The following is an 18,534-nucleotide window of genomic DNA, read 5'->3' as shown; positions in this document are numbered from 1 at the left end:
CGTCGCCATGCGCTTCGCATACACTGGCGCTGCACTGCGGCATAGGTTAGGTTACGCCCATGAAACTGCTTGTTGGTCTTGGTAATCCCGGCGCGAAATACGCGCAGAACCGTCATAATATCGGCTTTATGGCGATGGACCGGATCGCGTCCGATCACGGGTTCAGCGCATGGCGGTCGAAATTTCAGGGCCAGATGGCCGAGGGCCGTTTTGGATCGGACAAGGTCGTCCTGCTCAAGCCTGAAACCTTCATGAACCTGTCTGGTCAATCAGTGGGTGAGGCGATGCGTTATTTGAAGCTCGCACCCGATGATGTCATTGTTTTCCATGATGAAATCGACCTTGCGCCCGGCAAAGTACGCTTAAAAACCGGCGGCGGACATGCCGGTCATAACGGCTTGCGGTCGATCCACGGCCATATCGGGCCGGACTATGATCGTGTGCGTCTGGGCGTCGGTCATCCGGGGCACAAGGACGCGGTGCCCGGCTATGTGTTGCGCGATTTTCCCAAGGCCGATGCTGAATGGCTGGACGATGAATTGCGCGGCATCAGCGACGGGATCGCGCATCTTGTCGCGGGGCAAGGAGACAAGTTTCTGAACGCCATCGCACTGCGCACGGCTCCGCCGCGATCATCCACCACCAAACCCGACGCAAAGCCAGCGCCGCCGCCGGAACCCGAACCCGACACGCGCTCTGCCATGCAAAAACTGGTGGACCGTTTCCGTTGACGCCCGCCGCCATCGCCGACGCCTTCGCTTTCCAGTCAAAGGCCTGCGCCAGCCTCGGCTCGCCTTTCATGGGGCAGTTGATGCAGCTTTGTGCCACGCAAACTTGGCCTGCCAGCCCAATCACCGACCGCATCTTCGATTGGACCGGCGATATCAGCCCGCGCGGCCAATCGGTGCCACTGCGGTTGGCGGGTGCGCTGCACGCGCTGCACCTGCGCGGGCACGAAACATTGGGCGAGGTCTATCCGCCGCAAGCCGTTGATGATGCAACACTTTGGGGGGCCGTCAGCGATACGCTGATCTCTGACGCAGCGTTCATCGACGACTGGATCGACAGCGCGCCACAAACGAACGAGGTGCGGCGTTCCGTGGTGCTGATCGCCGTGGGGCATTGGCTCGCCGACCGGTTCGGCCTGCCGATGCGGACATCGGAGCTGGGCGCCAGCGGCGGGCTGAACCTGCATTGGGACGGCTACGCGCTGCAGATCGGCAACAGCGTTTTCGGCCCGCGCGGCCCCGCGATGGTGCTGGTCCCCGACTGGGCAGGACCGATGCCGCCAGCAACGCGCCCTCATGTCGCACAGCGTGCCGGAGTCGATCTGAACCCGCTTCATCCGTCTTATCCGGCGGATGCCTTGCGCCTGCAAGCCTATCTTTGGCCTGACCAGCCAGAGCGTCTGCAACTGACCCGCGCGGCCATTACTGCCACCACCACGAGGGTCGATAAGGGCGACGCGATTGACTGGCTCGCCCCGCGTCTGGCCCATCAACCGGGGCAATTGCATCTGATCTACAGCACCGTGGCCTGGCAATATTTTCCCGATGAAAAACAGGCCGAAGGTACGCGTCTGATCGAAAAGGCCGGCGCGGCAGCAACAGATGACAGCCCGCTTGCCTGGTTCGGCATGGAAAATGACGGCGGCGAGCGGGGTGCTGCACTGACCCTGCGGCTTTGGCCGGGCGATCTGGTCATCGATCTGGGGCGCGCTGATTTCCACGGGCGCTGGGTTGACTGGACTGGCGGATAACGCAGGCGCTTGCGCCTGTCCCGACCTCGCGCCATGGTGGCCCCAACAAGGGGAAGCCAATGAAATCATTTCTGAAATGGGTGTTGCGGATCGTCGTGATCCTGGCGGTCGTGATCGGCGGTCTGGCGCTGTGGAAACGCGAAGAAGTCGGGCGGCTGATGGCCGTACTGTCGCTGTTTTCAGAAGAAAAGATCGTCGACAACTTCTCATCCATGGATACGATTTTCCTTAACCGTCCCTTGCCTGGCAACGGCGGTACGCCCAGCGCGCTGCCTGCGGGCGCGCCTGCCACCTTGCCGCCAGAGGTGACAGACTGGATCACCGAACGCCACGTGACGGCACTGGTCATCCTGCATGACGGCGCGATGGTTTTCGAAGAATACTACAAAGGCACCGATGCCGACGATCTGCGGATCAATTGGTCGATCTCGAAAAGCTATCTATCGGCCCTGTTCGGCGTCCTGCTGGACAACGGCGTGTTCGACAGTATCGAAGATCCTGTCACGAAATACGCCCCGGAACTGGCCGAAACGGCCTATGCGCAGGCCAGCATCAAGGACGTGCTGCAGATGTCGTCCGGCGTGACCTTTGACGAGGATTATCTGGCCTTCTTTTCCGACATCAACAAAATGGGGCGCGTGCTGGCGCTGGGCGGGTCGATGGACGGATTCGCGCTGCAACAAGATGAAGGTTTTGCCGCACCGGGCGACGGCTGGAAATACGTCTCGATCGACACGCATGTGATCGGGATGGTGATCCGGGGGGCGACCGGGCGGGATATTCCCGATCTGCTGACGGAAAAGATCATCACACCATTGGGGCTGGAGGCCGACCCCTACTACCTGACCGATGGCTATGGTGTCGCCTTTGTGCTGGGCGGGCTAAACACGACAACGCGCGACAACGCGCGTTTTGGTCAGATGGTCGCCAATGGCGGGCGTTGGAACGGGCAACAGATCGTGCCCGCCGATTGGATCGATGCGTCGACCGTGGCCAGCGCAAAGACGGCGCCGGGGGCCATCGGCTACGGCTACCAATGGTGGATTCCGGCCGGATCGGAACCGGGGCAGTTCATGGCCCGTGGCATTTACGGGCAATACATCTACATTGACCGTATCAATGATGTGGTGATCGCGGTCCACGCGGCAGACCGGCAATTCCGCGAACCTGGAGCCCACGCCCAGAATGAAAACATGTTCCGACTGATTGCAGAAAGTTTTGAGTGATATGGAAAAAGACCCGTCCTTCAACGTGCTTGGCAGTGCGCTGCAACCCTGTTCGACGGACCCGATGACCGGGTTCTTCCGCAACGGGGCCTGCGATACCTGTGCCGCCGATCACGGCAGCCACACGGTCTGCGCGGTCATGACGGATGAATTTCTGGCCTTGTCCAAATATCTGGGCAATGATCTGAGCACCCCAAGGCCAGAGTTCAATTTTGCCGGGCTCAAGGCCGGGGATAGCTGGTGTCTCTGCGCCAGCCGGTTCCTGCAGGCCCATGACGAAGGGGCGGCACCGCAGGTCAACCTGCATGCGACCCATGTGCGGGCGCTGGAAATCGTGCCGATTGACGTGTTGCGCAAATACGCGGACCCGCAGGATATTGATTAGGCCGCGTCGGCCTTGGTGCCAGGCAGCGCCTCGCCCATCAGATCATCGATAAACAGGCTCAGAAGCTGGGTGCGTCCGGCGACGCCTGCTTTGCGATAGATCGCGTTGGTCTGGGCCTTGATCGTGCCTTCGCTGACATCGCGCAGGGCGGCGATTTCCTGGGTCGACATGCCCTTGATTGCAAACAGGGCCACGTCACGTTCGGCGGGGGTCAGGGCCCAGGCGGAAAACCGTTCTTCGATCACTTCCATGAAGGCACCGGAGGCGAGGCGCAGCTGGTCTTCGACCAGCACATTCCGGGCCATGGTTTTGCGCAGCACCATCAGCCCCAGGACAATCCCCAAAAGCAGGCCGAGGGCCGCGCCGACCTCGATCAGTTCATAGATTTGCCAACTGATTGGTGCGAAACCGAATATGGATGCGAGGATCTGTAAAACGAAAAAAAAGGCGCAAAGCACCTGAATAATCACGATGGCCAGAATGTACCAACGGCGTGTCACCGAATGAAATCCCCCCTAGGATGGCAAACAATTCTCAGTCGTCATCCTCGTCGTCGTCTTCGTCTTCGTCCTCATCGTCATCGTCATCGTCCTCATCGTCGTCGTCATCCTCGTCGTCGTCATCATCCTCGTCGTCATCCTCGTCGTCGTCTTCGTCTTCGTCGTCATCATCCTCGTCATCGTCGTTCCCACCGGATCCGGAGTTCCCGGATCCGGCTTCGCTGTTTCCGGGAACGAAGACACGGGGTTCATCGTCTTCATCGTCGCCGTCCGCACGCCAATAGTCGCGCAGAATTTCCCCGGTCTGAGGATTGATGACCAACTCACGAAAAAGGGTATCGCGTTCGGCTACGAAACGCAGACGGCCCAACCATGTTCTGGTGACAGTAATCTCTGAAAAGCCTTGGGCGCGCAACTGGGTTACGACCTGGTCTTCCACCGATTGGGCCGCCGCCGATAACGGCGCCCCAACCAAAGCGAGACAAAGGATCAGTCTCTTCGGGTTCATAGTTCTACTCCACCGCGACAGGCGGTCAGGACAGTGACAGACGACTATTCGTCGTCGTCTTCATCATCGTCTTCGTCGTCATCCTCGTCGTCATCCTCATCATCATCCTCGTCATCGTCTTCATCATCGTCCTCGTCGTCATCCTCGTCGTCGTCCTCATCGTCATCTTCGTCGTCGTCCTCATCATCCTCGTCGTCTTCGTCGTCCTCATCATCATCTTCGTCATCGAGGAAATCTTCGTCTTCATTGTCGATCTCGACGCCGGGGGTCGTTTCATCATCCGCGTCGACCGGCTCAACCTCTTCTTTCAGAACCTCACCGGTTGCCGCATCATAAACGACCTCAAGCTTGCGTCCATCGCGGATCGCTTCGACTTTTACCTGGGTCGGTCCGTTCTTCACTTCGATGCGCTCATAGCCTTGGGCCTGCAGCTGCGTGACAACTTGTTCGGCGATAGATTGGGCGAAACCAGCACTGGCCGAGAGAGCAAGGGCAGCAGTGGTTGAAAGCAAAAGGGTCTTCATGGGTCGGCTCCTTTCAAGCATTTTCGTTTTACAGGCCTGCATTGTGCAGACCGGCCAACGCTGTCATCGCAGCCCGAAGCTTAATCGAGAATTAATAATCGGTTGATTTTCAGCCCGGTAAACCGACGAAATAGGTGCCTAAACCAAAGTTTAGGCCTATTTTCACCCAGTTTGGATATCAAAGCCAAGATGTTTGGCCACCGTGAAGATATCTTTGTCCCCACGTCCACACATATTCATGACCAACAGGTGATCTGATGGCAGATCAGGTGCGATCTTCATGACATGGGCCAGTGCATGCGACGGCTCGAGGGCCGGAATGATCCCTTCCTGCGCGCAGCAAAGCTGGAATGCCTCAAGCGCCTCGACATCCGTGATCGCCACATATTGCGCGCGTCCGATCTCGTGCAGCCAGGCGTGTTCAGGGCCGATCCCCGGATAATCCAGACCGGCTGAGATCGAAAACCCTTCCAGGATCTGCCCATCGTCGTCCTGCAACAGATAGGTGCGGTTACCATGCAGCACGCCGGGGCGACCGCCGGTCAATGACGCGCAATGTTCCATCTTGGCATTGACGCCCTTGCCGCCGGCCTCGACACCGATGATGTTGACCTCCTTGTCGTCAAGGAAGGGATAGAACAGACCCATCGCGTTGGACCCGCCCCCGATCGCGGCGATTAGGGTATCGGGTAGACGACCCTCTGCGGCCATCATCTGTTCCTTGGTTTCCTTGCCGATAATAGCCTGAAAATCGCGGACCATCGCAGGATAGGGGTGGGGACCGGCCACCGTGCCGATGCAATAAAACGTATCACGCACATTGGTGACCCAGTCGCGCAGGGCATCATTCATCGCGTCCTTCAGCGTGCCCCGACCACTTGTCACGGGTACCACCTCTGCGCCCAACAGGCGCATGCGGAAGACGTTAGGGGCCTGCCGTTCGACGTCATGGGCACCCATGTAGACAATGCATTTCAACCCGAACTTGGCGCAGACAGTCGCCGTGGCGACACCATGCTGGCCTGCACCGGTTTCCGCGATAATGCGGGTTTTGCCCATGCGGCGGGCGAGGATAATCTGACCCAAAACATTGTTGATCTTATGCGCGCCGGTGTGGTTCAGCTCGTCCCGCTTGAGATAGATTTTGGCTCCGCCCAGATGCTGCGTCAGACGCTCTGCATAATAAAGCGGGCTGGGGCGACCGACATAGTGGGTCCAGAGGTCATGCATCTCGGCCCAGAAACTGTCATCGGTCTTGGCATGTTCGTATTGCTCTTCCAGTTCCAGGATCAAGGGCATCAGCGTTTCGGACACGAAGCGACCGCCGAAATCGCCGAAACGGCCCTTTTCGTCGGGGCCGGTCATGAAACTGTTGAAAAGATCGTTGGGCATGGGATACCTGCTGTGTTGCGCCAGACAGCAGTATCGTCATGCGCGGTGATGGTAAAGCGTCAGGGGGTCGCATTCGCCGCGACAAGGCCTTTCGAAAAGCCTTGTCAAATTCCTTTGAAGGAATTTGCCTATTCCACCAGCCGCAGAGGTTCAGAATTGCAGAAGATCACATATCGTCCGGCATTCTCCACAGCGCGGAAACCGCGCCTGCGCAACTCTGCCTCGAAAACGCTGCGACCAATCAAACGCTCAACATCGCGCACCTGACGGCGCACAACACCGCCGTCGCTTGCCGCCTGCGATGAGAATATCTGCCGCATCCAACGATCAGAAGAGATGTATGCCGACAACGAATTCATCCAGCCTTTGTCATTTATCAAGGTAAAGGTCGGGTTAACCGCGGGCCGCTTCGACGAACCGGGCGATCATTCCGGCATCTTTCATCCCTGGTTCTGTTTCGACACCCGACGCGGTGTCAACCTGTCGCGCTCCAGTGCGCTTGATGGCGTCTTTCACATTCTCCGCCGTCAGTCCGCCTGCCAGCATCCATGGCAGCGGCCAACGACGCCCGGCGAGCAAATCCCAGTCAAAGGTCACCCCGTTGCCGCCCGGCAGATCGGCACCTTTGGGTGGTTTGGCATCCACAAGGATCTGATCGGCCACCTTGATATAGCGATCAATCGCAGCCAGGTCATCCGGACCCGCCACACCCACAACCTTCATGACCGGCAGACCATAACGCGCCTTGACCGCAGCCACGCGTTCAGGGCTTTCCGCGCCGTGTAATTGCAGCATATCCAATGGAACATCCGCCATGATCGCATCCAGCATTGCATCATCGGCATTCACCACAAGGCCAACCTTGGCCAGACCTGCAGGCGCGTCAATTGCCAGCGCTGCCGCCTCGGCGATGGTCACGGATCTTGGTGATTTGAGGAAAAAGTTCAGACCGATATAAACAGCGCCCGCATCCGCCGCAGCCTTGATCGTGGCCGCATCGCGCAGCCCGCAAATCTTGACCCGAATGTCAGACATGATCAGCCGGTTTTTTCCAGCAGCGCCAGAACGTCATCTTCGCTTTTGGCTCCGGCTGCCGCGCCACGCAACTGGTCGACTTCGCGGCGCAGTTTTTCAACCTCGCGCGATTTGACCCGCGCCTCGGACCGTACGCGATGTTCGCGCACCCATTCCCAAAGGAAACCAATCAGCAAACCCGCAGCCACACCAAGAAATATCACAACGAACAGCGGTAGGGATATGTCAGGTGACATACCCAGCAATTCTGCCATCGGTTCCGGCATCGCACGCAATGTCACCATGCCACGGTTGGCAAGACCCACAAGGATCAGACACAGGCCGACAATGGCCCAAAAGGCATAGCGAATGGTTTTCATGGCACCCTCTTAGTTGCCGTTCAGGCGGTCCCGCAGCAATTTGCCGGTCTTGAAGAACGGGACGTGTTTCTCTTCCACTTCAACGGATTCACCGGTCCTTGGGTTCCGTCCGATCCGCTGATCGCGCTTTTTGACCGAGAACGCGCCAAAACCGCGCAATTCAACCCGATCCCCGCGCGACATCGCACCCGTGATCTCTTCGAACACTGTATTAACGATCTTTTCCACATCACGCTGATAAAGATGCGGATTTTCATCAGCGAGTTTCTGGATCAGTTCCGAACGGATCATGGCGGCGGCCTCCCAAGCAGCAGTCTATCAGATATGGCGAGTTTGTCCCCGCTTTTCAAATGACTATAGGCATTTTATAGCCGCCGCGAAATAGCAGCCTTGCTGCAATTCACATCAAAAACGCCATGATTTTCATACGAATGGTCGGGTTTGTCGCACAGGCCGGGGCATTGCCGCTCTGCCGGCCTCATATGCACCGTCGCCCGTGCCCCACGATTCGGACGCCGTGAGGCCGTTGAGGCAAATCAATCGCGAACCCCGTCGGACCGATATGCTGCCATCATGAACCCTCAATTTCTGACGGAGCCATTCATGACCAATGTCGAACAACTACTGAAAAACACGGTTGAAGAACTTGACCGGCTGCTGAATGCCAAAAATGTCCTTGGTGACCCGATCGAAAAGGACGGTTCGACCGTCATTCCTATCGTCAGCTACGGCTTTGGCTTTGGAGCCGGCGGCACCACGGGCGGCAAATCAGGCGATGGCGGTGGGACCGGTGGCGGCGGCGGTATCAAACCTATCGGCGCGATCATTCTGGATCAGAAAGGCGCCCGGGTCGAAGGCATCAAGGGCGTCATGTCCGGCCTGACCGAGGTGCTGGGTGATGCTGCGGCCCACGCGCTTGATAAACCATCCAAGCGGGGCAACGGCTCGGAAAAATCCGACTGATCGTTCCATGATTTTGGCGCTCCAGATTTTTCTGTGGCTGATAGGGCTGATCCTGCTGCTGCTCGTTCTGGCGCTGGTGCTGCCTTTGCGATTGCACCTGTCGTTCCGAAGTGACCCGCAATCGTGGTATCACGTCACGGTCTGCCCATTTGGCATGCGACTGACTGGTATCAGGGTGCATGACAGTCGGCGCAGGGCGCCCGAGGAGGCGCAGAAGACGCCAAAAAGGAAAGCCAGGACAAAGCGTAGCCGTCTCAAGGCGCGGACAGATGCCATTCTGACCTTGCCTGCCACATTGGGCCAGATGATCAGGGCCGTACATATCGAAGACCTGCGGATCGACGGCGAATTCGGTCTGGGTGATCCGGCGGATACCGGGCAGCTTTATGGCCAGTTGACGCCGCTGATCTATGGCAGTGGGGCGCAGGTCAATCTGCGGCCCAACTTTGACATGGCCTGCCTGCGTGGTGCCGCAGATATGCAGCTTCGGGTTATCCCCATCGTGTTCCTTTGGCCGATTGCGGGACTTCTCTGGCGCATGTTTGGGCCCTTCGAATGACCTACAGCCACAGCAAACCACAACAGATCGGCGATCATTGGATCGCGGTGGTGTCGCGCCATACTGCCCGGGCGCGGGATGCGGATGGCAATATCTTTGTTCTCTGTCAGAAACAGCCGCTCTTCGTGCTGGTGCGCCGGGGCGCAAACGTCGTCGCGCTCGACATGAGCGGCAGCAAGGTGCCCGCCGACAAGATCACCAATATCTGTCCGCAGGCCATCGACACCTTGCGCCGCTCCTAAGGGAACAAGGCATTGACAGGGTGCTGCCGAGCCATCGTTCCAGATCAGGCGGGTTTGTCGAAAAACGGGGTCATCTGCGCCACGATGACGCTGTTTTCATCCAGCGCGCGCTGCATCAGCGCCTTTTCGTCGTCAGAGATATCATGCCCTTCCGCCAGTCGTTCTTCCAACGTGCCGTAGCCCGATACATCCAGCGGGGCTAGATCGGCCTGCTTGAGGATCGCGACCGTTTCGCGCACCGCTTCGGCCTCGTCCACGCCGCTGGCATAACACATCAGCGCGCCGCCGGTGGCACCTTCGGGCAGACCATCACCCGTATTGCGCCCGACTTCCACCAGAAGGGTATAGACCTTCTGCTTCGATGTTTTTTGTGCCAAAGCCATGCCCCCAATTGCGACGCCTTTGGATGGGATCAATGGTTTCGCGTGTCAATCCACTTTAGGCGCCAGGCGATGGCCATGGAACGACATCCCATCTCTGTCGTTGTGTTCACGACGCCAAGCAAAACAAGGATCGAACCAATGACAGACAAAACACAGCGATTTTGGGATATTCTCGAAAGCATGCGGGTTTGCATGGTCACCACACAGGATGGTGAGGTGATGCGGTCCCGGCCGATGGCGCCCTATATCTCAAAGCTGGACAGGACGATCCAGTTCGTCACCGACAGTGAAAGCGCCAAGATTTACGAGCTGCGTCAGGATCAGGATATCGCTCTCAGCTTTGTCGACGCTGACAGTATGGTCTTTGTCTCTGTATCCGGCAAAGGCCGTGTGAACCGCGATCGCGCCCGTATCCGGGAAATGTGGGGCCCTTATTGTCAGGTCTTTTTTGGCGACGATCCCGACAGTGCTGACGTGGCCATCATCGAAGTGAATGCCACACAGGCCGAATATTGGGACAACGACAAAGGGAAACTGAGCACGGCGATTGAAATGACACGTGCCTACTTTTCAGATGACGGCCCAAATCTGGGCGAGAATGAAAAACTGAACCTGGCCGGATAATCCGGTTACTCTTTATCTTCCCACCGCGACCGCACCGCCCAGATCGTTGACACGATGATGACGATCTGGACCGGGGCATAAATCACCACGAACAGGAACATGATCGTGGTGATCAACGGGAACTGCATGACGTAGATGAGGGTCAGCGCGGGCTGCCAGAGCAATGCCACCAGCAATGATACGATCACCACATCCAACGCCACCGGCAACCATGCCGCCTTGAAGGACGGGCGGTCCCCTGCCGCGATGCGCTTGCGCGCCAGCGTCCGACTGATCAGCACTTAATCCCGCAGCAGTTCATTGATCCCGGTCTTGGACCGGGTCCGCTCGTCCACGCGCTTGACGATAACGGCGCAATACAGGTTCACATTGTTCTTCGACGGCATGGAACCGGCGACGACAACGGAATAGGGCGGCACTTCTCCATACATGACCTCACCTGTTTCGCGATCCACGATCTTGGTGGATTGGCCGATGAACACACCCATGCCAAGCACAGATCCTTCGCGCACGATGCAACCCTCGACCACTTCGGAGCGTGCCCCGATAAAGCAGTTGTCTTCTATAATGGTCGGCCCGGCCTGCATCGGCTCCAGCACGCCGCCAATCCCAACTCCGCCGGACAGGTGTACGTTCTTGCCGATCTGGGCACAGGACCCGACAGTCGCCCAAGTGTCGACCATTGTTCCCTCATCCACGTAGGCGCCAAGGTTCACAAATGACGGCATCAGCACCACGCCGGGCGCGATAAAAGCAGACTTGCGCACCACACAATTGGGAACCGCGCGGAAACCGGCAGCCTTCCACTGGTTGTCGCCCCAGCCTTTGAATTTGCTGTCGACCTTGTCCCACCAGCCACCGGCCTGCGGGCCGCCATCCTGTTTTTCCATATCCTTGATGCGAAAACCCAGCAAAACGGCCTTTTTGGCCCACTGGTTCACATGCCAGCTGCCATCGTCCTGCTTTTCGGCCACACGCAGTTTGCCGCCATCAAGCGCATCCAGCGTATCCTCAATCGCTTCGCGGGTCTCGCCTGTCGTCGCTGGTGTAATCGTATCGCGAGCCTCCCAGGCGGCTTCGATGGCGGTCTCAAGGGCAGCGTTCGACATGAGGGTCTCCGATCAGAATTGATTTTGGGGGCTTCTAGCCGGGCAGGCGCAATCAATCAACGCCGCTTGATCGAACAACCCATGAATGATGTCTGCTCCTTTGGACCGTTTCCGGTGTAGGCGACCATGTGCATGGCGTTTAGCAAATCCGGCGCCCGGTGGCGGCGGTCTTCCAGCCAAAGTCACAGATCGAGGTGTCCAGCAGCATTTTTGCCTCTTGTCTTGGTTGCCCAGTTAATCACCAGCGTGGCGCGCAACAACTCGAAAAAAGCCTTGGAATTCACCAAGAATGACCCGGCAATGGTCCAGATCCGCCGCATCTTTGACATAGTTGGTTTGTCTAAGGGCGTAAACAATCAGGCGATATGGGGCTTACATGGACCAGATAAGAAACAAGTCGTTGGACGGGATACTCTCGGGTCGCGCCATTCCGGTGCTGTTTACGCTGACGATTTTTCTCTCCGCGTCTCTTTTGTTTTTTGTTCAGCCGCTTTTTGCCAAAATCGCCTTGCCGCAGATCGGTGGTGCCCCGGCCGTCTGGACCACGGCGATGCTGTTTTTCCAGACCGTGCTGATCGCAGGCTATGCCTATGCGCATTTTTCGACCCGCTATCTTCCTGTGGTTGGCCAGATGGGGTTGCATATCGCATTGTGGGCGGTGGCGCTGTTCTTTCTGCCGCTGTCGATCCGGACCGGTGTATCATTTGACGCAGACACACCCGTGGCTTTGCAGACCCTGCTATTGTTTGCCGCCGGCGTCGGAGTGCCCTTCGCGGTGCTGTCTGCCAACGCGCCGCTGATCCAGTCCTGGTATGCCAAAACCGGCGGTCCGTCGGCTCATGATCCCTATTTCTTGTATGGGGCGTCCAATCTGGGTTCGCTTGGTGCGCTTCTAGCTTTTCCACTGGTGGCCGAACCTTTGCTGGGCGCCAGCCAGATTGGGGTGCTCTGGGCGGTCGGCTTTGTCGTGTTGGGCGGGTTTCTGTTTACCAGCGGTATGGCGGCGCGGCGCGGCGGCGTAAATCAATCTGTTGAGAATGAACCGCGGACAGCGCGACCGGGTCTGCGGACCACGGCTTATTGGCTGTTCCTGGCCTTCATCCCATCCTCGCTGATGTTGTCGGTGACGGCTAAGATCAGCCGCGATATCGGATCCTTCCCTTTGATCTGGGTGGTTCCGCTGGCAATCTATCTGCTGACCTTCGTGTTGACCTTCACCAATCGTCCTTTCTTCGGCAAGAACGCGTTGCGCTGGATGCTGGTCTGCGGAATGGCATTTTTCTGCTATTTTCTGACGACAACGTCGAACATACTGACATGGGAAACGGTGGGGCTTTTGCTGGCGTCATTCTTCGGGATCACCATGATGGCGCATGCCGCGCTCTACGCCGCCCGCCCAGACAAAAGCCAGCTGACCTATTTCTACATGATGATGTCGATTGGTGGTGCGCTGGGCGGTCTGTTCAACTCGATCATAGCTCCCACCATCTTTGATGATCTTTACGAGACCCGGATCATCATCTTTCTGGCGCTGGCCTTGTTTCTAGTTGGCGGCCGCAAATGGAAGATCCGAGACCTCACCATTGATGTGATCGTCGCCGCCATCGTCGTTATGCCCCTTGCCGGTGTTGCCTTGGGTTTCTGGGGCGGTGATATCTCAGTCGGTTATCGGATCAGCGCAGCGTTGATCGCCTTTGCCATTGTGGTGACAAACGTCATCCGTCGGCCAGTAATCTTGTCCGCAGTTGCCGCGTTGGCGATCGGGTCTGCTTACAGCACAGGTGATGCCGTTTTTAAGGATCGCAGCTTCTTTGGCACCCATCGGGTTATCGAACTGAACGACATGCGTATTTACGTAAACGGTAGCACCATGCATGGGGCGCAATTCATTGCCGATTTCGAAAAACCCCGGCCAGCACCGCTGAATTACTACCATGCGGCGGGACCGATGGGGCAGGTGATGGCCTCCGACTTTTCACTGAATGCCACCGATATAGGTATTGTAGGGCTGGGTGTCGGATCGCTGGCATGCTACGCTCAGCCGGGGCAGAACTGGCAGTTTTACGAAATTGATGCGCTGGTAGATGAGGTCGCACGCGACAGCTCACTTTTCACCTTCGTCAGCAACTGCGCACCAGACGCGCCGACGCATCTGGGCGACGCCCGCGTTGTGCTGGAACAGCAAAAGGACCTGCGCTACGATGTGTTGGTGATCGACGCATTCTCATCAGATGCGATCCCCGTTCATCTCACCACGAAAGAGGCCATGACGCTGTTCCAGGACCGGTTGAAACCCGGCGGGCTGCTGGTGCTGCATATCTCGAACCGCTACTACAACATGTCAGTGCCGATGGCCCGCGTGGCCGAGGAAATCGGAATGCATGCGCGATACCAGGAATTTGCGAATGAGGACAAATTGCCGGGGGCTACATCTTCTAAGGTCGTGCTGATGTCGGCCGACGCAGACAGTTTGGCCCCGTTCGACGCGGATGAGCGGTGGCGCGTCCTCGAAAGCGATGATGAACCTGCATGGACAGACGAATACGCCAACATCCTGTCTGTGATGCGCTAGCCATTGCATCTTGGCCGCCCAGCGGCGACGGTAAGTCAAACAATGCCAGGGGCCGTATTTGATGCAAGACCACCGCAAACACCCGTTCCGCGACAGCTCGCAAGACCGAGAGGCGGCGACACACACGCCGGACACGCCGCAAACGCGCGCGCCCTCCTACAAGCTGGCCTTCGCTGACGAGGACTTCATGTGCCGTGAAGACCTGCGTCCTGTGCGGCTGCAATTGGAACTGCTCAAACCCGATCTTCTGATGAACGAGGCGGGGATCAACTCGACCATCGTTCTGTTCGGTGGCGCGCGCATTCCCGACCCGGTGAACAAGGACAAGGCGCGCACGCAAACGCTGGCGGAACTGACCAAATACTATGATGAGGCCCGGAAGTTCGCCCAGATCATGACGGCCAAATCACTGGCAAAGGGTGGCAAAGATGATGTGATCGTCACCGGCGGTGGGCCAGGGGTGATGGAGGCCGGTAACCGCGGGGCGTTTGAAGCGGGGGGCAAATCCATCGGGCTGAATATCGTTTTGCCGCACGAACAGGCGCCCAACGAATACGTTACGCCAGAACTCTGCTTCAACTTCCACTATTTCGGCATTCGCAAGATGCATTTCCTGATGCGGGCCTCGGCAATTTGCGTCTTCCCGGGCGGTTTCGGGACGCTCGACGAATTGTTCGAGGCACTCACCCTGATCCAGACCGGTCGCATGGCACGGGTGCCCTTCCTGCTGTTCGGGCAGGCGTTCTGGGAAAAGATCATCAACTGGGATGCGCTGGCCGATGCCGGCACGATTTCAACCGATGATCTGGAGCTTTTCCGCTTTGTCGAAACGGCGGACGAGGCTGTCGCTGCCCTGGATGGCTGGGAAGGCAAAGGCGAAAAGCGTGGTGTGATCCCGGGACGATAGGTGTTGCTCGCGCGTCGCCGCCCCGACCGGAGCTGCTTTTCAGCCATCGGATGTCGGGGCGACCGGGACTTCCAGATGCTGCATTGGCGGCAGGTCGGGTTGCTTGATCGCCTGAATCGCAGCCTTGGCCAGAAAATCGCCTGCTGAACCCACAGATTCGGCCATCGTCAGGATGTCGGCGCGAACCATCTTCAGGAACGGAACCGCCTCCTTGGCGAATAAATCGATCTCCTGACCGACGGTGAGCCCGCGCTGCTCCAACCCTGCCAGAACCGCCAGCGCCGCAGTGGTCGACGCCGTCACGAAAGCATCCGTTTCCGGGTGCCCGGTCAGGTGCTCGGTAGTGGCAGCAATGATATCCTCGCTGGGATTGTCGCTGTTCACCTGATCAAGAATAAACAAGGTCTGACCGTTTGCCTTGGCGCGTGCCTGTAGTCCTGCGACCAGATGCAGCGCATAGGATTGACGCAAAGGTGGGGCGACGACGGCGACATGTTTGCGACCCCTTGCATGCAACAGGTCGATGGCATGACGGCCATAGGTTTCATTATCAAAATCGTAATAAGGATGTTGATCGGACCAATTGCTGCGGCCATGAGTAGCAAAGGGAAAACCGCGCTCCATCAGATAGGCGATGCGCGGGTCCTCGGGCTCGATCTGATTGAGGATGATTGCATCCGCGGATTCCGTTTCCACGATGTATCGGATCGGCTTCATAATATCATCAGCCGGGGCATAGGGGGTCACATTCAGATGAAAGCGCGTGCCCTGCAACCCGCCCGCCACGGATGAAATCAGCCGGGCTGTGTGATTATCATGTTCGGTCGACATCACCAGACTGATCACATTGGTGCGCCCCGTGCGCAAGCGGACACCGGCGCGATTGGGGACATATCCGATCTCATCAGCGATTTTGCGAATCAGCTTTTTGGTTTCGCTGCCAATGTCCGGGGCGTCATTCAGGGCGCGCGAGACCGTCGGCACCGCTAGCCCGCTGAGCTTGGCGATGGTCTTGAGTGTCGGCTTTGCCTTGCGTTCCGGTGGCGCGTTGCGATCCCCCGGAACTTTGTTCTCATGCATATGGCCTAGTCCTCTGTTTCCGCATGACTTTCGGCTTGGTAGGGCCAAAATCTTAAAATCGCCAGTGCCTTGCGGGCACTCTGGCTGCTGTCGGCACCTTGGCGGAAATTTCCTTGCGAGGTCAATCTAAATCGATATAGGCTCATCTACAACGATTTAGAACCAGGGAGAGAGAATCGTGAAACTGACAACAAAACTGCTCGCGGCCACCGCGATGATCAGCGCCTCTGCGGCGTCTGCGGTCGAACTCGAAGTCACCCATTGGTGGACATCCGGTGGCGAAGCCGCCGCTGTTTCCAAATTCGCCGAGGCCTGGAATGCCACCGGCAATACTTGGGTCGACGGGGCCATTGCAGGGTCCGGTGGCACCGCACGCCCAATCATCATCAGCCGCATCCTGGGCGGCGACCCGATGGGGGCGACGCAGTTGAACCATGGCCGCCAAGCCGAAGAACTGATTGAAGCAGGTATGCTTCTCGATCTCACAGATGTGGCCGAGGCTGAAGGGTGGAAAGATATCGTAAATCCGCCCACATTGCTGGATGCCTGCACACTGGATGGGCGTATTTTCTGCGCCCCGGTGAACATCCATTCTTGGCAGTGGATGTGGCTCAGCCATCAGGCGTTTGAAGATGCCGGTGTCGATGTCCCATCCAACTGGGATGAATTCGTCGCAGCCGCCCCAGCACTTGAGGCTGCCGGGAAGGTTCCGCTGGCCATGGGGCAACAGCCCTGGCAGTCGTCTGGCGCGTTTGGCGTGATGACCATAGCGATTGCGGGTACCGAGGCCTGGTTGCAGGTAAACCGTGACAAGGATGCGGATGTCGCGGCAGGCCCTGAATATGCGAAAGTCTTCGAGGCCGCTGTAACCGCCCGTGAAATGGCGGCTGACTCAAATGTGCAGGACTGGAACCTTGCCACCAACCTCGTGATCACCGGTCAGGCCGGTGGACAGATCATGGGTGACTGGGCGCAAGGTGAATTTCAGGTCGCTGAACAGGTCGCCGGTGAAGACTACACCTGTCTACCCGGTCTGGGTGTGAACGAAATCCTCGATACCGCCGGTGACGCCTTCTACTTCCCCAAGCAGGACGATCCTGAGATTGAGGCCGCACAGAAAGAGATGGCGGCGATGCTGCTCTCTCCCGACGTACAGGTTGCCTTTAATCTCGCCAAGGGGTCGTTGCCGATCCGGGGTGATGTGGACCTGAGTGCCGCCAATGACTGCATGAAAAAGGGTCTCGAAATCCTGGCGGGCGGTAATGTACTGCCCTCCGGCGACATCCTTCTTTCTCCCGATACTCAAGGCCAGGTCGAAGACCTGATGGTCGAGTTCTGGAACGATCCGTCGATCACCGCCGCTGACGCACAAGCGCGTTACGCCGCGATCATCGCCGACGCCGACTAAGGCCACCACTCCGGGGTCCCGCATTCATGCGGGGCCCCAACGGTCACCAATCACCCGAGAGGGAGGGGGAAGCCATGTCGGCCATCGACGCCGGACAGGGGCGGACGCGCGCAAAACGCCCGAACCGATTATTCCGCAACAAGACCGCGAAAATCGCAGCAATCCCGATGGTGGCGACAGCCCTTGTCATCTTCATCGGCTGCACATTGTGGACGGTCTATCATTCGTTCACCGGATCGCGGCTGCTGCCAGCCCCTGACAAATGGGTGGGGCTCGATCAATACGAACGGCTTTGGTCGACGAACCGCTGGATCACCTCCATCGAAAACCTGGCCATCTATGGCGCTTGTTCGATGATCCTGTCGCTGGTGATCGGTTTCACCCTCGCAGCGCTGCTCGACCGGAAAATCCGGTTCGAAAACACGATTCGCACGATCATCCTCTACCCATTCGCCCTCAGCTTCATCGTGACCGGGCTGGTCTGGCAGTGGATCCTCAACCCCAGCCTGGGGCTGCAAAACGTGGTGCGGGACTGGGGCTGGGAAAGCTTCACGTTCGACCCGCTCAACAACCCCGAAATCGTGATCTTCGGTATCCTGATCGCGGGCATCTGGCAGGGGTCGGGGTTTATCATGGTGGTGATGCTGGCCGGGCTGCGCGGGATTGACGAAGACATCTGGAAGGCCTCGCGCGTCGAAGGCATCCCCACATGGAAAACCTATATTTTCATCATCATCCCCATGATGCGGCCCGTATTTGTGACCGCGCTGGTGCTGATCGCCAGCGGGATCATCAAGGTCTATGACCTGGTGGTTGCCCAGACGTCCGGCGGACCCGGGATCGCTTCAGAAGTGCCCGCAAAATATGTCATCGAAAAAATGTTCTCGTCCCAGAACCTGGGGCAGGGCTTCGCCGCCTCGACCATGATGCTGGTGTCGGTCCTGATCATCCTGATCCCGTGGGCCTATCTTGAATTCGGGGGGAAACGCCGTGTCTGAT

24 protein-coding genes are annotated in these 18,534 nt (G+C 58.1%); 12 read left to right on the top strand and 12 right to left on the bottom strand.

Annotated elements, in window-relative coordinates; translation table 11 throughout:
* Positions 1-59: 59 nt before the first annotated feature.
* Genes pth through ACFWW4_RS00615 form a run of 4 tightly spaced genes read left to right on the top strand, consistent with a single transcriptional unit; the run spans position 60 to position 3,370 of the window.
* Positions 60-731 carry an aminoacyl-tRNA hydrolase gene (pth, locus tag ACFWW4_RS00630; RefSeq protein WP_411889085.1) on the top strand — a complete coding sequence of 224 codons (672 nt, stop codon included), beginning with the start codon at positions 60-62 and terminating at the stop codon, positions 729-731.
* Positions 728-1,759 carry a DUF2332 domain-containing protein gene (locus ACFWW4_RS00625; RefSeq protein ID WP_411889084.1) on the top strand — a complete coding sequence of 344 codons (1,032 nt, stop codon included), beginning with the start codon at positions 728-730 and terminating at the stop codon, positions 1,757-1,759. Before pth ends, ACFWW4_RS00625 begins: the two co-directional genes overlap by 4 nt.
* Positions 1,760-1,818: 59 nt before the next feature.
* Positions 1,819-2,985 carry a serine hydrolase domain-containing protein gene (locus ACFWW4_RS00620; protein WP_411889083.1) on the top strand — a complete coding sequence of 389 codons (1,167 nt, stop codon included), beginning with the start codon at positions 1,819-1,821 and terminating at the stop codon, positions 2,983-2,985.
* Between the two features lies 1 nt (position 2,986).
* A complete protein-coding gene (locus tag ACFWW4_RS00615) occupies positions 2,987-3,370 on the top strand; it encodes a DUF2237 family protein (protein WP_393927750.1) in 384 nt (127 codons plus the stop codon).
* Here ACFWW4_RS00615 and ACFWW4_RS00610 read toward each other — a convergent pair.
* From ACFWW4_RS00610 to ihfB, 8 genes are all read right to left on the bottom strand, one after another.
* Positions 3,367-3,870, bottom strand: a complete 504-nt coding sequence (locus tag ACFWW4_RS00610; protein WP_393927467.1) for a helix-turn-helix domain-containing protein — start codon at positions 3,868-3,870, stop codon at positions 3,367-3,369. The two genes, ACFWW4_RS00615 and ACFWW4_RS00610, sit on opposite strands and share 4 nt — an antisense overlap.
* 34 nt (positions 3,871-3,904) lie before the next feature.
* A complete protein-coding gene (locus ACFWW4_RS00605) occupies positions 3,905-4,378 on the bottom strand; it encodes a hypothetical protein (protein ID WP_411889082.1) in 474 nt (157 codons plus the stop codon).
* Between the two features lie 44 nt (positions 4,379-4,422).
* The gene (locus ACFWW4_RS00600) at positions 4,423-4,902 is read right to left on the bottom strand and encodes a PepSY domain-containing protein (protein WP_411889081.1); all 480 of its coding nucleotides are present in this window, start codon (positions 4,900-4,902) and stop codon (positions 4,423-4,425) included.
* Between the two features lie 162 nt (positions 4,903-5,064).
* Positions 5,065-6,294, bottom strand: coding sequence for a tryptophan synthase subunit beta (gene trpB, locus ACFWW4_RS00595; protein ID WP_411889080.1), 1,230 nt, complete (start codon positions 6,292-6,294; stop codon positions 5,065-5,067).
* Between the two features lie 128 nt (positions 6,295-6,422).
* Positions 6,423-6,614, bottom strand: a complete 192-nt coding sequence (locus tag ACFWW4_RS00590; protein WP_411889079.1) for a hypothetical protein — start codon at positions 6,612-6,614, stop codon at positions 6,423-6,425.
* A gap of 73 nt (positions 6,615-6,687) precedes the next feature.
* Complete coding sequence (locus tag ACFWW4_RS00585; protein WP_411889078.1) at positions 6,688-7,329, bottom strand: phosphoribosylanthranilate isomerase; 642 nt, start codon at positions 7,327-7,329, stop codon at positions 6,688-6,690.
* Between the two features lie 2 nt (positions 7,330-7,331).
* The gene (locus tag ACFWW4_RS00580) at positions 7,332-7,688 is read right to left on the bottom strand and encodes a lipopolysaccharide assembly protein LapA domain-containing protein (RefSeq protein WP_411889077.1); all 357 of its coding nucleotides are present in this window, start codon (positions 7,686-7,688) and stop codon (positions 7,332-7,334) included.
* 9 nt (positions 7,689-7,697) lie between these two features.
* On the bottom strand, positions 7,698-7,979 hold the full coding sequence (ihfB, locus tag ACFWW4_RS00575) for an integration host factor subunit beta (RefSeq protein WP_393927475.1): 282 nt from the start codon (positions 7,977-7,979) through the stop codon (positions 7,698-7,700).
* 312 nt (positions 7,980-8,291) lie between these two features.
* Here ihfB and ACFWW4_RS00570 point away from each other — a divergent pair, with 312 nt between their 5' ends.
* Genes ACFWW4_RS00570 through ACFWW4_RS00560 form a run of 3 tightly spaced genes read left to right on the top strand, consistent with a single transcriptional unit; the run spans position 8,292 to position 9,452 of the window.
* Positions 8,292-8,651 (top strand): GerW family sporulation protein, encoded by a 360-nt coding sequence (locus ACFWW4_RS00570; protein WP_411889076.1) that lies wholly within the window; start codon positions 8,292-8,294, stop codon positions 8,649-8,651.
* Positions 8,652-8,658: 7 nt separating this feature from the next.
* Positions 8,659-9,210, top strand: coding sequence for a DUF2953 domain-containing protein (locus tag ACFWW4_RS00565; RefSeq protein ID WP_411889075.1), 552 nt, complete (start codon positions 8,659-8,661; stop codon positions 9,208-9,210).
* Positions 9,207-9,452, top strand: coding sequence for a hypothetical protein (locus tag ACFWW4_RS00560; RefSeq protein ID WP_411889074.1), 246 nt, complete (start codon positions 9,207-9,209; stop codon positions 9,450-9,452). Before ACFWW4_RS00565 ends, ACFWW4_RS00560 begins: the two co-directional genes overlap by 4 nt.
* 44 nt (positions 9,453-9,496) lie before the next feature.
* Here the strand turns inward: ACFWW4_RS00560 and ACFWW4_RS00555 are convergent, their stop codons facing one another.
* Positions 9,497-9,835 carry a hypothetical protein gene (locus ACFWW4_RS00555; RefSeq protein WP_411889073.1) on the bottom strand — a complete coding sequence of 113 codons (339 nt, stop codon included), beginning with the start codon at positions 9,833-9,835 and terminating at the stop codon, positions 9,497-9,499.
* A gap of 138 nt (positions 9,836-9,973) precedes the next feature.
* Here ACFWW4_RS00555 and ACFWW4_RS00550 point away from each other — a divergent pair, with 138 nt between their 5' ends.
* The gene (locus ACFWW4_RS00550) at positions 9,974-10,459 is read left to right on the top strand and encodes a pyridoxamine 5'-phosphate oxidase family protein (protein WP_411889072.1); all 486 of its coding nucleotides are present in this window, start codon (positions 9,974-9,976) and stop codon (positions 10,457-10,459) included.
* A gap of 5 nt (positions 10,460-10,464) precedes the next feature.
* On the opposite strand, the gene ACFWW4_RS00545 is transcribed toward ACFWW4_RS00550, so the two are convergent.
* A complete protein-coding gene (locus ACFWW4_RS00545) occupies positions 10,465-10,740 on the bottom strand; it encodes a hypothetical protein (protein ID WP_411889071.1) in 276 nt (91 codons plus the stop codon).
* Complete coding sequence (dapD, locus tag ACFWW4_RS00540) at positions 10,741-11,568, bottom strand: 2,3,4,5-tetrahydropyridine-2,6-dicarboxylate N-succinyltransferase (RefSeq protein ID WP_393927481.1); 828 nt, start codon at positions 11,566-11,568, stop codon at positions 10,741-10,743. It lies immediately after the preceding gene.
* A 376-nt stretch (positions 11,569-11,944) separates the two neighbouring features.
* Between dapD and ACFWW4_RS00535 the strand changes: the two genes are divergently transcribed.
* A complete protein-coding gene (locus ACFWW4_RS00535) occupies positions 11,945-14,140 on the top strand; it encodes a fused MFS/spermidine synthase (protein WP_411889070.1) in 2,196 nt (731 codons plus the stop codon).
* 61 nt (positions 14,141-14,201) lie between these two features.
* Positions 14,202-15,047, top strand: a complete 846-nt coding sequence (locus tag ACFWW4_RS00530; protein ID WP_411889069.1) for a TIGR00730 family Rossman fold protein — start codon at positions 14,202-14,204, stop codon at positions 15,045-15,047.
* 39 nt (positions 15,048-15,086) lie between these two features.
* On the opposite strand, the gene ACFWW4_RS00525 is transcribed toward ACFWW4_RS00530, so the two are convergent.
* Entirely contained in the window at positions 15,087-16,127 is a 1,041-nt protein-coding gene (locus ACFWW4_RS00525; protein WP_411889068.1) for a LacI family transcriptional regulator, read from the bottom strand.
* 178 nt (positions 16,128-16,305) lie between these two features.
* Between ACFWW4_RS00525 and ACFWW4_RS00520 the strand changes: the two genes are divergently transcribed.
* Positions 16,306-17,535, top strand: a complete 1,230-nt coding sequence (locus tag ACFWW4_RS00520; RefSeq protein ID WP_411889067.1) for an ABC transporter substrate-binding protein — start codon at positions 16,306-16,308, stop codon at positions 17,533-17,535.
* Between the two features lie 74 nt (positions 17,536-17,609).
* Positions 17,610-18,533 carry a carbohydrate ABC transporter permease gene (locus ACFWW4_RS00515; protein ID WP_393927486.1) on the top strand — a complete coding sequence of 308 codons (924 nt, stop codon included), beginning with the start codon at positions 17,610-17,612 and terminating at the stop codon, positions 18,531-18,533.
* The last annotated feature ends 1 nt before the right edge of the window (position 18,534 follow it).

Origin of the sequence: Yoonia sp. SDW83-1 (assembly GCF_046762885.1) — a bacterium.
Classification (GTDB): domain Bacteria; phylum Pseudomonadota; class Alphaproteobacteria; order Rhodobacterales; family Rhodobacteraceae; genus Yoonia.
The sequence above is the reverse complement of the archived record's forward strand: the minus strand, read 5'-3'. Positions and strand labels throughout refer to the sequence as shown.

What these genes read in the sequence shown, in the direction of transcription:
- pth (WP_411889085.1), top strand. Translation starts at nt 60, where the DNA reads ATGAAACTGCTTGTTGGTCTTGGTAATCCCGGCGCGAAATACGCGCAG.
- ACFWW4_RS00620 (WP_411889083.1), top strand. Translation starts at nt 1,819, where the DNA reads ATGAAATCATTTCTGAAATGGGTGTTGCGGATCGTCGTGATCCTGGCG.
- ACFWW4_RS00615 (WP_393927750.1), top strand. Translation starts at nt 2,987, where the DNA reads ATGGAAAAAGACCCGTCCTTCAACGTGCTTGGCAGTGCGCTGCAACCC.
- ACFWW4_RS00605 (WP_411889082.1), bottom strand. Translation starts at nt 4,378, where the DNA reads ATGAACCCGAAGAGACTGATCCTTTGTCTCGCTTTGGTTGGGGCGCCG.
- ACFWW4_RS00600 (WP_411889081.1), bottom strand. Translation starts at nt 4,902, where the DNA reads ATGAAGACCCTTTTGCTTTCAACCACTGCTGCCCTTGCTCTCTCGGCC.
- trpB (WP_411889080.1), bottom strand. Translation starts at nt 6,294, where the DNA reads ATGCCCAACGATCTTTTCAACAGTTTCATGACCGGCCCCGACGAAAAG.
- ACFWW4_RS00590 (WP_411889079.1), bottom strand. Translation starts at nt 6,614, where the DNA reads ATGCGGCAGATATTCTCATCGCAGGCGGCAAGCGACGGCGGTGTTGTG.
- ACFWW4_RS00585 (WP_411889078.1), bottom strand. Translation starts at nt 7,329, where the DNA reads ATGTCTGACATTCGGGTCAAGATTTGCGGGCTGCGCGATGCGGCCACG.
- ACFWW4_RS00580 (WP_411889077.1), bottom strand. Translation starts at nt 7,688, where the DNA reads ATGAAAACCATTCGCTATGCCTTTTGGGCCATTGTCGGCCTGTGTCTG.
- ihfB (WP_393927475.1), bottom strand. Translation starts at nt 7,979, where the DNA reads ATGATCCGTTCGGAACTGATCCAGAAACTCGCTGATGAAAATCCGCAT.
- ACFWW4_RS00570 (WP_411889076.1), top strand. Translation starts at nt 8,292, where the DNA reads ATGACCAATGTCGAACAACTACTGAAAAACACGGTTGAAGAACTTGAC.
- ACFWW4_RS00565 (WP_411889075.1), top strand. Translation starts at nt 8,659, where the DNA reads ATGATTTTGGCGCTCCAGATTTTTCTGTGGCTGATAGGGCTGATCCTG.
- ACFWW4_RS00560 (WP_411889074.1), top strand. Translation starts at nt 9,207, where the DNA reads ATGACCTACAGCCACAGCAAACCACAACAGATCGGCGATCATTGGATC.
- ACFWW4_RS00555 (WP_411889073.1), bottom strand. Translation starts at nt 9,835, where the DNA reads ATGGCTTTGGCACAAAAAACATCGAAGCAGAAGGTCTATACCCTTCTG.
- ACFWW4_RS00550 (WP_411889072.1), top strand. Translation starts at nt 9,974, where the DNA reads ATGACAGACAAAACACAGCGATTTTGGGATATTCTCGAAAGCATGCGG.
- dapD (WP_393927481.1), bottom strand. Translation starts at nt 11,568, where the DNA reads ATGTCGAACGCTGCCCTTGAGACCGCCATCGAAGCCGCCTGGGAGGCT.
- ACFWW4_RS00535 (WP_411889070.1), top strand. Translation starts at nt 11,945, where the DNA reads ATGGACCAGATAAGAAACAAGTCGTTGGACGGGATACTCTCGGGTCGC.
- ACFWW4_RS00530 (WP_411889069.1), top strand. Translation starts at nt 14,202, where the DNA reads ATGCAAGACCACCGCAAACACCCGTTCCGCGACAGCTCGCAAGACCGA.
- ACFWW4_RS00525 (WP_411889068.1), bottom strand. Translation starts at nt 16,127, where the DNA reads ATGCATGAGAACAAAGTTCCGGGGGATCGCAACGCGCCACCGGAACGC.
- ACFWW4_RS00515 (WP_393927486.1), top strand. Translation starts at nt 17,610, where the DNA reads ATGTCGGCCATCGACGCCGGACAGGGGCGGACGCGCGCAAAACGCCCG.